We start from the raw sequence: 13783 nt of genomic DNA on the forward strand, positions 1-13783 counted from the left end.
ACTCCTGTACTCAAGCACTTTTCAGTGCAATTTGATCATTACCATTTGGTTATAGAGTCTGGAAAACAAATGTATTACAGCTCTTTTTCCATCCGTTTCAGTATAGTGCCAGCGTCTGACTTTTGTTCGTTTGGTTACTTCTTCGTGCATTTATGTTGAAAAAATGTGTGATTATGTGCGCAAAAAATTAGCCATTTGTATAGATTATGTTATATTTGATGTTCGTTTTTTGCTTTGTTATTCAGCGTTTCGCACAAAAATTTATCAAAGCTATCTATTGATTTAGAATTATTAATGTAACTTTTATATCTAATTTCGGCGTTTTGTAATTACGCAACGTCTCAAAGCTTCACTATTATGAATTGAATCGTATTAGAACTTATATATAAGGAGAATCATGGCAAAAGGACCAGTGCTTGTCGTTGATTTTGGCGCTCAATACGCTCAGCTTATTGCTCGTCGAGTGCGAGAGGCTAATGTGTATTCAGAGCTTGTTCCGCACTCTATGCCAGTTGACGAAATGTTAGCTAAAGATCCTCAAGCTATTATTCTTTCGGGTGGTCCTGCTTCTGTTTATGAACCGGGTGCTCCAGATATTGATTCAAAGATTTTTGAAGCGGGCGTTCCAGTTCTTGGCATTTGCTATGGCTTCCAAGTAATGGCTCATGAACTTGGTGGAGATGTAGATAAAGCTGCTCTTGGCGAGTATGGTAAAACTTCTGCAACTATTGATGATTCTGAAGGCCTGCTTGCAGATTCTCCTCTTGAGCAAAATACTTGGATGAGTCACGGTGTTGCAGTTAAGCGTGCTCCAGAAGGTTTTAAGGTGTTGGCACACACAGAGGGTGCTCCTGTTGCTGCAATGCAAGATGAAAGTCGCAAACTTTATGGAGTTCAGTGGCATCCAGAAGTAAAGCACACTCCATTGGGTCAGGAACTTATTTCTACATTCTTACATAAGTGTGCAGGGTTAGATAACAATTGGAATCCTTCTAACATTATTGAGGATCAGGTTGCTAAGATTCGCGCAGAAGTTGGGAATGCACAAGTTATTTGTGGTCTTTCTGGTGGAGTTGATTCAGCGGTTGCTGCAGCTTTGGTACATAAAGCAATTGGCGATCAGCTTACTTGCGTTTTTGTTGACCACGGTCTGCTTCGTAAAGGCGAAGTTGAGCAGGTTAAACATGATTTCGTTAAAGCTACTGGCATTAAGCTTATTGCGGTAGATGCAGAAGACGATTTTTTGGATGCACTTAAAGGCGTAAGCGAACCAGAGCGTAAGCGCAAGATTATTGGCGAAAAGTTCATTCGTACTTTTGAAAAAGCTCAACGCCAGGTTATTGAAGAAGCTGGTAAAACTGGAGCGGAAGTTAAGTTCCTTGTTCAGGGAACTCTTTACCCAGATGTTGTGGAATCTGGCGGCGGAGATGGTGCTGCAAACATTAAGTCGCATCACAACGTTGGTGGTTTGCCAAAAGATTTGAAGTTTAAGCTTATTGAGCCTTTGCGCACGCTGTTTAAGGATGAAGTTCGCGCTATTGGTACTGAGCTTGGTTTGCCAGATGAAATCGTGTGGCGTCAGCCTTTCCCTGGTCCAGGCTTAGGTATTCGCATTGTTGGTGAGATTACGCGCGAGCGTTTGGCTGTTCTTCGCGAAGCAGATGCAATTGCTAGAGAAGAGCTTTCCAAAGCTGGTCTTGACCGCGATATTTGGCAATGCCCAGTTGTATTGCTTGCTGACGTTCATTCTGTTGGTGTTCAGGGCGATGAGCGCACATATGGTTCTCCAATTGTTTTGCGCCCTGTGAGCTCTGAGGATGCTATGACAGCTGATTGGTCTCGCGTTCCTTACGATGTGTTGGCAAAGATTTCTACTCGAATCACAAACGAGTGCCGTCAAATCAATCGTGTTGTGCTCGACGTAACTTCTAAGCCGCCTGCCACTATTGAGTGGGAGTGACAGTTTTTGATGAGAATTATCGACTGAAATATAAACATATGCTTATACAGTAAAACATATGTTTATTTTCATTAAAAACTGTAATAATTACTGTTTTTTATAAAGCACTTCGTGAAAATGGAGTGCTTTTTTCTGTATATCGGTGTGTCGAATTTTCTAAAAACAGGTAAATTTTCGAATTTTATCGATATTTAATGAATATTGTAGTAGTAAATACTGTTGTTTCTAATTGTTTATAATGTTTAAACGATATAATGAATTTTACATGAAACAACAGTATGAGCTGTAACAGTAGTTGTTGGCTGGGTGTAAAAGCTACTGCTCGTAGTAGCTCTTACTACTTTGCTTCATTGCGGAACCGTGAATTTTGTAAGTGTAGTTTTACTGTGCTACGAAACTAATCGTGTATCTCGAATAGTTTCGCCTACGGTATCGTTTGCGAAGTTTGTAAGATATTTTGCCGCCAATAATTGCGTAAGCCGCTCAAACTATATCGATTAATATGGTAAGGAGAGTTACGTGGACGGAATTCTGTCAGTACTGCTCGATATTTTCAGACAGCCATCTGTTATAGTTGCGCTTATTTCTTTTATTGGGCTTGCAGTGCAAAGAAAGAGATTCTCGGATATTTTGCAAGGATCAATCCGTACTCTTGTTGGTTTTCTTGTTTTAGCAGCTGGTTCTGGAGTTATTACTGAAGCGTTGAACCCATTTGGCAAAATGTTTCAATACGCATTTCATGTGCAAGGCGTAGTCCCGAATAATGAAGCAATTATTGGAACTGTTTTATTGAAATATGGCTCTGAATCTGCGATTATTTTCTTCTTTGGAATGATTGTTAATATTATTCTTTCTATTACTTCTCGTTTTAAATTTATCTATTTAACGGGTCACGTAGCTTTCTATATGGCAAGTATGCTTGCAGTTATATTTAATGTTGCAGGATTTAGCATGTGGGAAGTTCTTTTATGGGGCTCAATTGCTCAAGGATTGTTTACGACAATTTCTCCAGCACTGGTGCAGCCGTTTATGAAAAAAGCTTCAGGCAAAGATGATGTTGCTTTAGGTCATCCTGCTGGTACTGGTGTTGCTTTAGGTGCGTTAATTGCAAAAATTACTGCTTCAAAAAAGCGTCCTTCTAAGTCAACTGAGGATATTAAATTCCCAGCAGCATTGGGATTCTTGCGTGATACAACAGTTCTTATCACGCTTTCTATGGCTGTTATTTATATAGTAGTGGCACTTTTTGCTGGATCTTCGTATGTCGAAACACATTTATCTAATGGTCAAAACTTCATTGTTTTCGTTATGTTGAAGGCTGCAACTTTTGCTGCAGGTGTTTATATTATTCTTGCAGGCGTGCAGATTGTTCTTGACGAAATTGTTCCAGCTTTTAAGGGAATATCGGAAAAGCTTGTTAAAAATGCTCGTCCTGCTTTAGATGCACCAATGACTTTTGGCTTTGCTCCTAATGCTGTTCTTATTGGTTTCTTAGCTAGTTTCTTTGGCGGTTTGCTTGGAATGACGCTTATGGCGATTTTAGGAACGACAATTATTATTCCTGGAATTGTTGCGCATTTCATGGCTGGTGGTGCTGCAGGAGTATTCGGTAATGGTCAAGGTGGAATACGTGGTTGCTTGACTGCATCATTTATTAATGGTCTTTTTATTACTTTCCTTCCGTTGTTCCTTTTGCCAGTGCTTGGCGATTTGGGAAGCGCAAATTCTACATATTCTGATGCGGATTATGGCGTATTTGGTGTAATACTTGGTCACGTAAATATTGTTGGAGGCCGTACTGCTCTAATTTCTGTAATACTTATTGCGCTAATATTGTTCTACTCTGTCTCAATATTTATGAATAAACGCGATTCTAATAATTTTGAAAAAGTTGAAGAAATAAAATAAGTAAGGAAAATAAAAACACAATTAAATAATTGTGTAGACATATAAAAATTAAAAAATTTTTTACTTATTTTCTTATTTATTTGTACATTTTATTGTATGACTGGTAGGATAACAGAGTTATTAGTTTTGCATGAGCCGTTGTTACTATGCTGTGTTTTACACAAACTAGTATCAACGGCTTTTCATGTTATCGTTTAGCTAGGGGAGAGTGATAATGGTCGAAGGTGTGCCTAAATACATTGCTGTGCGAGATAATCTTCGCGCTCGCATTGATTCTATGGAAGCAAACGAACAATTACCTCCCGAAATTGAATTGTGCAAGCAGTACAACGTTAGTCGCATTACGTTGAGACATGCTGTAGACACACTTATTGCAGAAGGCTTGTTGGTGCGTGAGCAGGGTAGGGGAACATTCCGTGCTTCTGAAATTATCAATAGTCATAATAAAGTGTTTATTTCGGATCGTGCTCAAGGTTTTTACGAGCAAAGGTATTCAAGCGATTCTGTTATTACAATAAAAGTTTTAGAAAATGATGTTGTTCATGATGAAGATGCTGCTGAACGATTAGGCTTAAAGCCAACGGATGAGCTTATTTGCTTAAAGCGTTTGCGATACGTAGACGGAGTATTATCGCGTTACAGCGTGCTGTATTTGTCTGCTTCTCGTTTTCCAAAGGTGTTGACTCATGATTTTCAGAGGAATCTTTAGCTGATTTCTTATTGCATGCTTACGCGGTTCAGCTTGTGGAAAATGAAGTATCTATTTATGTAGAAAACTTATGTGACAGTCTTGCAACAGTAATGAACGTTCCTGTTGGAACTGCAGTAATTGCTGCTCAATCTACTGTAAAAGATAATTTTGGTTCTAAAATTGCGTTTGGTGCAGCAGTGTATACACCAAATTCTGGCGAGATTACTTTCCATTTGCATGCAAATTCGTAAATTTTGCATTGTGTTAGCATGAAGTTTTGTAATTGCCTGTAGAATTTTCTGCGGGCAATTTTCGTATAAGCCATTTGTGTTTGGTTTTGGGCTATAACCCTTGGTTTTCAGTTTTATAGTCTGCCGGTTGTTTTACAAAACAAAAAAGTCTTGCTGATTTCTCAGCAAGACTTATTTCGTGTCCGGAGCGGGACTTGAACCCGCACGCCTGTACAAATAGGCACTAGCACCTCAAGCTAGCGCGTCTACCATTCCGCCACCCGGACAGGTGTTTTAGACAACAGATAAGACTATAACATCTTTTTTGAGTCTTTGCTTCGGCGTGTTGAAAAATTTATGCTTTTTTGTTTTAGTAAAGCATGAATTGCGTTATATCTGCCTTATATTAAGCTATTTTTTGCCGCAAAATTTCCGTCGCTACTTGGTTGAAAATCAACAATATTAATCTGTTTATTTGTTGTATTTCCCTCTAAATCAACGAATGAATGTTGTGGAATAGTGGAAGTGTCATGGTTTGGGTAGTCTTTTCTAAAGAATGATCCGCGTGACTCATGTCTACAAAGCGATGCCTTTAATACTGCTTGTGCAAGCGTTGACATATTGCTTATTTCCCATATTGCTGTAAGTTCTTGATTAAAAATTAAATCTTTACTATGAAGCTTTAAATTTTTTATTTTAGGAAGTAATGAAGCGTGAATTTCTTGTAAAGCTGAGTTAAGTGACTTTTCGTCGCAGGATATTGCAGCAGCTTTTTCCATAATTGTTCCAAGTTCTGAAAATAGTGCATAAGGATTATTTTCTTCGCTTGTATCTGCAGAATTACTTAGGGTATTTATATTATTTTCTGTACCATCTTGCTCAGAATTATCTTCTTTAGTAAGCGTTTTAATCTCAAAAATTTTTTGATCATATAATTTTTCTAGTTCTGTGCATGTTTTGTTGTGTTCACTGTTTTTGTTGCACTCACTGTTTTCGTCGCATTCACATTTGCTACCAGAAATATCGTTAAGTTCTTTTGCCATTGCAATGCCAGCGCGTTTTCCAAAAAGGCAAGCGTCAAGCAAAGAATTTCCTCCCAAGCGATTAGCCCCATGAACTCCAACACAAGAACATTCGCCAGCTGCGTATAATCCTTGAATAATAGTTTGATTATTGTTGTGCCACGTGTAAACTTCGCCATCTAAAGTAATAGGTATTCCGCCCATTGTGTAGTGCGCTGTTGGGCGAATAGGAACTAAATCTTTAGAAGGGTCAATATTAGCGTATTGTTCTATTGTTTCGCTAACTTGTGGCAAAACTTCTTTAATTCGTTCTTTGCCAATATTTGTCATATCTAGCCAAACGCAATCACATTTTGAGTCAGTATTACAATCGCTTGTAGTGTCTTTAACACCGCGGCCTTCTAGAATTTCATTTTCAATAGCTCGAGAAACAATATCTCGAGGGGCTAAATCTTTATGAACTGAATCATAATTTTTCATAAATGATTCACCATTGGAATTTTTTAATACTCCACCTTCTGCTCGAGCTGCTTCAGAAAGTAGCATTCCGGTATGTCCAAGACCAGTAGGGTGGAATTGTATAAACTCGCAATCTTCAATCTGCAAGCCTGCTTTCAAAGCTAATGACATTCCGTCGCCTGTTAAATCCCAAGAATTTGATGTTGTAGAAAATAGTCTTCCAGCTCCGCCTGTGGCAATAAGAACTAACTTTGCACGCATAGAGCGCAATTTGCCTTTGGTAAGATCAAAAGCTACAATGCCTTCAACTTTGTGTGTTTCTTGGTCTATAGCAATATCTGTAACATATAAATCTTCAATAAAAGAGATGTTTTCAGCAACGCATTTTTGCCAAAGACTATACAAAATTTGATGACCAATCCTATCTGCAGCAAAAGCAGCACGCGCAATTGGTTCCTCACCAAAATTGGCAGTATGACCGCCGAAACGACGTTGGTTAATATGGCCATCTTTTGTGCGAGAAAATGCTACGCCATCATGTTCAAGCTGAATAATTGTTTCTGCAGCCTCTTTTGCAAGCAATTTAGCTGCATCCTGGTCGCTTAACCAATCTCCGCCATGAACAGTGTCATAATAATGCCACTGCCAAGTATCGTGTTCAACATTTCCTAGGCTTGCAGCGATTCCGCCTTCTGCTGATCCTGTATGAGATCTTAAAGAAGGTATTTTAGAAATCACTTTTATTGAAGGAGATTTTCCTTGTTCTTTCAATGTTTTGTATTCGCAAGATTGAACCAACCCAAGTGCTGCAGACAGTCCTGCTGCTCCGGCTCCAATAATAATTGCATCGTAGTATTCGCTTGATTGCATACTCTTATTTTCTCATAAGCATAGTCTTGCGGAATGCGTGTTATGCCACTTTTTGCTGCTTTATAACAAAATCTTCATTTTTTCTAAATATAGTTCCTTCCAACTCTAAAAGTGTAATTGCTCCAGAAACTTCTGCAATAGATGGAATGGTGTCTAATTCTTCTTTCTCGTATGAAAGCTTAATAATTTCATAAATGCTATCAATGTTTGAATTTTCACGTTTGCGCTTACATGTAAGAATCGCATTAATAATATGCTTTTGTATTTCAGTATAATTTTCTGATTCACTTGAATTTAATACTTGCTCTTCCTGAACATTGTAGGTTTTATCGCTATTATCAGAGTTGTTAAAAGAGTTGCTTTCTGCTGTTGTTTTACTACTAGCAGTTTTATTCAAAGCTCTCGCTATGTAATGGTGAGATTGTGGGAAAAGAATATCAACATCTTGTTGACCGCACACCATTATTGCTTGTGAATCGTGAATAATTTTATTGCATCCAGCGTTATGAGGTCGATTTATATCTCCTGGAATCGCATACAACTCGCGGTTTAAGTCTGTGGCCCATGTTGCAGTATTCAAAGCGCCTGATTGTAGTCTTGCTTGCGCTACAAGAACTTTTGAAGATAATGCTGCAATAATTCGGTTTCGTAATAGGAATCTGTGCCCGACTGGAGTAGTGTCGGGGCACAATTCGCTTATGCAAGCACCGCCTTTTTCTATAATTTCATCAAAAAGCTGAGAATTGCTTTGTGGACCCATATGGTTCAATCCGCCTGCAAAAACTGCAATTGTTTTTCCGATTGGTTTGTTTTCGCATGCCTCTGTTTGTGCGTCAATTGCGCCCCAGTGGGCTGCTGCATCAATTCCATAAGCGCCGCCAGAAATAATAGTATGCCCTTTTGAAGCGCAGTCGTAAGCAAAACGATACGCTAATTCTCTTCCGTAATCTGTGCAAGATCTAGATCCTACAATTGCAAGCGGATTATGGCATTGAATAAGTGCTTGAGGGTTTCCAATACCCCACAGGCATAATGGTGGAGAAAAGTGGCTTTGAAAAGCCAGATCTTGTAATTGCTTTGGCCAATACTTACTGTGAGGTGCAATAATCCACTGCTTTCCTGAATTAGTGAACCATTTACATAATGCGTTTGGCTCCCAAGTTGGTAGATGTGTTAGTCTAACACACCATTTTGCGAGAGTGTGGTGTAGTGCTTCTAAAGTTTGTGTATTGTTGTTGTCTCTGTATCCCCATGACTTTAATCCCTTATTAAAATAAGATTCTAAAGTTGTTATTGAGTGGTGTTTGCTTATGTGCTTCCACATAGTAGATGTTAGCTGTTGGCTTTTGCTGCGCTTGCCTTTAGACAAGCTAATATTATCCGCGTTTTCTTTAATAGCTTCTTCAATATTTTCTTGGGCTGTTTCATAGCTAGTTTCTTCACTAATAATAGGAAGTTGCATTTGTTGAGCAGAAGATTCTTGCTGTTGGGCTAGGAAACTTTTAACAATAGGATGCAGCAGCTTTACAATATCGTTAGCATGCTGAGTTCCAAGTAAAAGCGTGTACATAATGGCGTCTGCTCCTTCTAAGCAGAACGTTAGTATTGCGCGAGAAAGTGTTTCCTCGTCAATTTCAATAACATTATCAATGCTATTTTCGCAATTTTTATTATTTACATTATTAAGATTGCTCATATTCGTGTCCTTAAACTAATAGCCTGAGCCATGTCTGTCATGTCGGGGGAACTGTGTCCAGAAAGATCTGCTAACGTCCAAGCAAGTCGCAACGCTCTATCTGCTCCTCTTAAACTTAATTGGTGTTTTTCTAATGCTCGATTAATAAGCCCAACAGCCTGTTTAGAAGTGTATTTTCGAAGCCATGTTCCGGAAGCTTGAGCATTGCAATCCCAACCTTGCTTACTGAAACGAGTTCTAGCTACTTGACGTGCTTCTGTTACATTATTGCGCATCATTTCACTTGTAAGAGTTGTGCTCGCTTCTTTATTTGGCCCGTGAACTTGATTGTTTTGGTTTGGTATAACAATTCTTTCCACAGGTGGAACATCCATTTGAATATCAATGCGATCAAGAATAGGTCCAGAAAGTCTAGAAAAGTATCTAGCGCGTTCTCGCTCTTTGCATGTGCATCGCTCTCCGTTTCCGTATGCGTAGCCGCAAGGACAAGGATTTGCTGCAATAACAAGCTGGAATTTAGCAGGATAAAGCGTAGTTCCTTTTGAACGCGAAATAGCAATATGGCCGGATTCCAACGGCTCTCGAAGTGTTTGCAAAACTCTTGGTGAAAATTCTGGAGCCTCGTCCATGAACAGTACTCCGCAGTGTGCGCGAGTTATAATACCAGGTTTTGCAACTCCCGTTCCGCCTCCAATAAGTGAAGCTGCTGAAGCTGTATGATGTGGCGCTTCAAATGGTGGAATGTCACTAATGCCATAGTATGGTAGCGTGCCGCAAAGTGAACGAATAGATGCGACTTCAAGCTGTTCTTGTTCATTAAGAGGACACATAATGCTTGGTATTCGAGATGCGAGCATGGTTTTTCCGGATCCTGGAGGGCCAATCATCATAACGTGATGCCCTCCGGCTGCAGCAACTTGAAGAGCCCACTTTGTGTGTTCTTGCCCAATAACTTCGCACATGTCTCCAATCTCATATTTTGAATTGACTTGTAGTGGTGAAGCGCTTTGATCTTCTAATATTTCAGAGTGCTCACTATTGGTATTGTCTTGCCCATTTCGTTCTAAAACTTGCATGTGCTTATAAACTGGGTCTTCTTCAATAAGTTTTAGGGACTCTTCTTGCAAAGTTCCATGCAATTCGGTTACTAAATCATAAATATGATGTATTCCAATAGTCTCAATACCTTCTACTAATTGCGCTTCCGCAAGATTTTCTTGAGGAATAATCATGCGCTTAAAATGCTTCTTTTTTGCGTAAAGAGCAATAGGAAGCATTCCTTGTATTGGAAGAACTGTGCCGTCAAGATTTAGTTCTCCTAAAATAACGGTATTTTCAAGTTCAGAAAGTGGAATATATTTTTCGGCGCTTAAAATACTTGCTGCAATAGCAAGATCGTATGAAGATCCACTTTTAGGCATTGAAGCAGGAGACAAGTTTACTGTTACTCTACCTTCTGGCCATTTGCAGTGTAAGGCATGATGAGCTGACTTTACTCGTTCTCTAGCTTCGCTTAGAGAAGTGTCTGGAAGTCCTATTATTGAAAAGTTTGGCATATTGCCAGACATAAATGCTTGAAGTTTAATCGTAAAAGCTTTAAGTCCAATAAGTCCAACTGATAATGCGTTTCCAATACTCATTAGAATGCTCCTGGAATATGCGTGAATTGAATATTGCTGTTGTTATCTATTTCTTCTAGCGCTTGAATCATGCATGCAGAATCGCTGTACGTGTATTTGTTTATAACAAGAATTGATACTGCATCAAAACGAATACGGTATCTGGGTATGTCAGTGCCGAATTTTTCTATCCACTGCATGCCTGCTTTACGTAATTTATTACGCTTATCTTGGTTTATTGCTTCAAGCGGTGTGCCGCAACGTACGCTTCTTCGAGTTTTGACTTCCACGAAAACTAATTTTTGTTCCGGCGTAATCATAACTAAATCTAATTCTCCTTGACGCGAATGCCAGTTCCTGTCAATAACATGCCAACCTTGTTGCATTAGGCGCAAAGCGGCGTATGTTTCGCCAAGTTTTCCAAGCTCTTTGCTGTCAACAGAGTCTGATTGAAGATCGTTTGACACTTGTTCAAGTTTTTCTTGCAAAAATACTTGAGCAGTCTCAGCGTCATCAATCTCGTCAAACGAGATAATTTCATCGTCAATAATGTGTTTTTGTGTAATCATGCTGCTATTTTCTGTGCTTATTGAGCAGTAATCCAGATTTTTTGAGCATTGTGGATAAAAGCTATATACGGCGTGTTGTATTAGAAATTCACTATATTTTCTGTATTTTTCTAAAACAAATTTCGCTATTTTTTGCAAATTGTTAATTCGTTATAGGTAATTTTGATAACCGTAGGTATGTACGAATGAACCATAATGGCATACTGTCGTTATCACTTAAATAAAAGTGTAAACAGAAAACAGAAAAGTAAGTGGATGCACAAAGCAAGCTGAAGCAAACTAATCTACTGTTTAAAAAGTTGAAAAACTGGAGGGGTATTATGAGCGCTACTGAAGAATTGCAAGGAAAGTATCATTTTGAAACATTGCAATTGCATGTTGGCCAAGAGCAGGCGGATCCGGCAACTGATTCTCGTGCAGTTCCTATTTATCAAACAACAAGCTACGTATTCCATGATTTTGATCATGCTGCAGCTCGTTTTGATTTGCGTGACGCTGGAAACATTTATGGTCGTTTAACGAATTCTACTCAAGATGTTTTTGAGCGCAGAATTGCGGCTCTCGAAGGTGGAACTGCTGCTTTGGCTGTTGCTTCTGGTGCGGCAGCTGTAGATTATGCTATTCGTAACATCACTCAGCAGGGCGATCACATTGTGTCTTCAAAGAATGTGTATGGTGGAACTTATAACCTTCTTCGTCACACTCTTCCTAGAGATGGTGTAACAACCACTTTTGTGGATCCTAAGAATCCTCAAAACTTCGAGGATGCAATTCAACCAAATACAAAGCTCGTATACTTTGAAACTTTTGGTAATCCTAATGCTGATTTGCCTGATTTTGAAGCTATCTCAGAGATTGCGCATCGACACAACATTCCTGTTTTTGTTGACAATACTTTCGCAACTCCATATCTTTTCCGTCCGCTTGAGCATGGTGCAGATATTGTAGTTGAGTCTGCTACGAAATTTATTGGCGGCCACGGCACAACTCTTGGTGGCATTATTGTTGAAGGCGGCAATTTTGATTGGGCTAAAGTTCCTGGAAAATTCCCAACTCTTACTGAAGCTGACCCTAGCTATCATGGTTTGAACTTCTATGAAGCTTTAGGATCTGTGGCTTTTGTGACTCGTATTCGTGCGATTATTTTGCGCGATACTGGCGCTTGCATTAGCCCGTTTGCTGCGTTCTTGCTTTTGCAAGGCACGGAAACTTTGAGCTTGCGAGTTGAACGTCACGTTGAGAATGCGTTGAAGGTTGTGAAATATTTGCAAACTGTGCCAGAAGTTGAATCTGTAAGTCATCCTTCTATTGAAGGTCGTTCTGATCACGAGCTTTATAAGCGTTACTTCCCGAACGGCGGCGGCTCTATTTTCACGTTTGATATTAAAGGTGGAAGGGATGCAGCTCGCGTATTTATTGACAATTTGCAGCTTTTCTCACTTCTTGCAAATGTTGCGGATGTAAAATCGTTGGTTATTCATCCTGCATCTACTACTCACTCTCAGGAAACTCCTGAAGAGTTGGAAGATCAGGGCATTCATGAGGGAACTATTCGCTTGTCTATTGGAACTGAACATATTGACGATATTCTTGCCGATTTGCAGCGCGGATTTGACGCGGTTTGTAAAGCAGGTCTTGCTTAAAAAGAAAAGAGAAAGTAAAGCAAAAGTTATTAATTAAAAATATTCCTGGAGATCCATTACCGTTTTATTCGGAGCGCATTCGTATTTGTATGCGCTCCGATTTTTTGTGTATATTCTTTAAATTTGCGCATCATACTTTAGGATGAGACGCTAATTTTTTCTAAATAATTTCCGCCTTACGTACGATGGTAATCAGCCGTATTTTCCCGTAAATTTAAGTATTAGCAATAGATAACTATGCGATTACTACTTTTTAAGAAAAGGAGCAGTTATGAACAGTCCGTACGAAGTAAGCTCATACGAGCAAGAAAATGCTTTAGATTTTAGAGCAGATTTTAACCAAAACTTGATTGGTGAGACGGCAGTTGCAGCTTTGCATGTTGTTAAAGATTTTGGTAAGGGCGCGGGCATTGTTCACGCTCTGCGAGATGTAAGCGTAAGTTTTGAACGCGGCAAGTTTACTGCGATTATGGGCCCGTCTGGCTCTGGAAAGTCAACTTTAATGCACTCTTTGGCTGGTCTTGACAGCGTTAATTCTGGAAAAGTTTTGGTAGATGGCCTAGATATTACAGGCATGAGCGATAAGCAGCTTACGCTTATGCGACGAGAAATGGTTGGATTTATTTTCCAAAGTTTTAATCTTCTTCCAATGTTCAGCGCTGAGCAAAATATTCTTATGCCTCTTACTTTGGCGGGCAAAAAGCCAGATAAGCAATGGTTTAATACTTTGGTTAATACTCTTGGCTTGCAAAATCGCTTAAAGCATAGGCCTGCTGAGCTTTCTGGTGGCCAGCGCCAACGCGTTGCAATCGCTCGAGCTTTAATCTCTAAGCCTTCCGTAGTTTTTGCAGACGAGCCTACCGGAAATCTTGACTCTGCTTCCAGCTCAGAAGTTTTGCATTTCTTGAAGAAGTCCGTAACTGAGCTTGGTCAAACTGTGATTATGGTTACGCATGATGCTGTTGCAGCCTCTTACGCGGATCGTGCAATCGTGTTTGCAGATGGTCAAATCGTTGAAGATGTGCAAAATCCTACTGCGGAAGGTATGAGCAAGATGCTTATGGAACGCAGTGAGGCTGGTATTAGTAATCAGTCTGCTCAATTGCAATAAAAGGT

8 protein-coding genes, 1 tRNA gene and 1 pseudogene are annotated in these 13783 nt (G+C 39.5%); 5 read left to right on the forward strand and 5 right to left on the reverse strand.

Annotated features, from left to right (window positions below):
* The first annotated feature begins 397 nt into the window (after positions 1-397).
* The 3 genes and pseudogenes from guaA (at position 398) to HXT33_RS02960 (ending at position 4810) form a co-directional block, all read left to right on the forward strand.
* On the forward strand, positions 398-1960 hold the full coding sequence (guaA, locus tag HXT33_RS02950) for a glutamine-hydrolyzing GMP synthase (RefSeq protein WP_421787520.1): 1563 nt from the start codon (positions 398-400) through the stop codon (positions 1958-1960).
* 519 nt (positions 1961-2479) lie between these two features.
* On the forward strand, positions 2480-3868 hold the full coding sequence (locus HXT33_RS02955) for a PTS ascorbate transporter subunit IIC (protein ID WP_421787522.1): 1389 nt from the start codon (positions 2480-2482) through the stop codon (positions 3866-3868).
* Between the two features lie 214 nt (positions 3869-4082).
* A pseudogene (locus HXT33_RS02960) lies at positions 4083-4810 on the forward strand (GntR family transcriptional regulator).
* Positions 4811-4989: 179 nt separating this feature from the next.
* On the opposite strand, the gene HXT33_RS02965 reads toward HXT33_RS02960, so the two are convergent.
* From HXT33_RS02965 to HXT33_RS02985, 5 genes are all read right to left on the reverse strand, one after another.
* Positions 4990-5076, reverse strand: a tRNA-Leu gene (locus HXT33_RS02965).
* A gap of 114 nt (positions 5077-5190) precedes the next feature.
* Positions 5191-7140 carry an FAD-binding protein gene (locus tag HXT33_RS02970; RefSeq protein WP_421775704.1) on the reverse strand — a complete coding sequence of 650 codons (1950 nt, stop codon included), beginning with the start codon at positions 7138-7140 and terminating at the stop codon, positions 5191-5193.
* Between the two features lie 40 nt (positions 7141-7180).
* Complete coding sequence (dprA, locus tag HXT33_RS02975) at positions 7181-8836, reverse strand: DNA-processing protein DprA (protein WP_421787524.1); 1656 nt, start codon at positions 8834-8836, stop codon at positions 7181-7183.
* Complete coding sequence (locus HXT33_RS02980) at positions 8833-10476, reverse strand: YifB family Mg chelatase-like AAA ATPase (RefSeq protein WP_421775702.1); 1644 nt, start codon at positions 10474-10476, stop codon at positions 8833-8835. Before HXT33_RS02980 ends, dprA begins: the two co-directional genes overlap by 4 nt.
* Entirely contained in the window at positions 10476-11024 is a 549-nt protein-coding gene (locus HXT33_RS02985; protein ID WP_421775701.1) for a YraN family protein, read from the reverse strand. The genes HXT33_RS02980 and HXT33_RS02985 overlap by 1 nt, the downstream gene beginning before the upstream one ends.
* A 320-nt stretch (positions 11025-11344) precedes the next feature.
* Here HXT33_RS02985 and HXT33_RS02990 point away from each other — a divergent pair, with 320 nt between their 5' ends.
* Both HXT33_RS02990 and HXT33_RS02995 read left to right on the forward strand, forming a co-directional pair.
* A complete protein-coding gene (locus tag HXT33_RS02990; protein WP_421775700.1) occupies positions 11345-12667 on the forward strand; it encodes an O-acetylhomoserine aminocarboxypropyltransferase/cysteine synthase family protein in 1323 nt (440 codons plus the stop codon).
* Between the two features lie 271 nt (positions 12668-12938).
* Entirely contained in the window at positions 12939-13778 is an 840-nt protein-coding gene (locus tag HXT33_RS02995) for an ABC transporter ATP-binding protein (protein ID WP_421775699.1), read from the forward strand.
* Positions 13779-13783: the final 5 nt, after the last annotated feature.

The sequence above is a fragment of the Gardnerella sp. DNF00753 genome (genome assembly GCF_049244275.1).
Classification (GTDB): Bacteria; Actinomycetota; Actinomycetes; order Actinomycetales; family Bifidobacteriaceae; genus Bifidobacterium; species Bifidobacterium greenwoodii.

Coding starts and splice junctions, on each gene's coding strand:
- guaA (WP_421787520.1), top strand. CDS start 398: ATGGCAAAAGGACCAGTGCTTGTCGTTGATTTTGGCGCTCAATACGCT.
- HXT33_RS02970 (WP_421775704.1), bottom strand. CDS start 7,140: ATGCAATCAAGCGAATACTACGATGCAATTATTATTGGAGCCGGAGCA.
- dprA (WP_421787524.1), bottom strand. CDS start 8,836: ATGAGCAATCTTAATAATGTAAATAATAAAAATTGCGAAAATAGCATT.
- HXT33_RS02980 (WP_421775702.1), bottom strand. CDS start 10,476: ATGAGTATTGGAAACGCATTATCAGTTGGACTTATTGGACTTAAAGCT.
- HXT33_RS02985 (WP_421775701.1), bottom strand. CDS start 11,024: ATGATTACACAAAAACACATTATTGACGATGAAATTATCTCGTTTGAC.
- HXT33_RS02990 (WP_421775700.1), top strand. CDS start 11,345: ATGAGCGCTACTGAAGAATTGCAAGGAAAGTATCATTTTGAAACATTG.
- HXT33_RS02995 (WP_421775699.1), top strand. CDS start 12,939: ATGAACAGTCCGTACGAAGTAAGCTCATACGAGCAAGAAAATGCTTTA.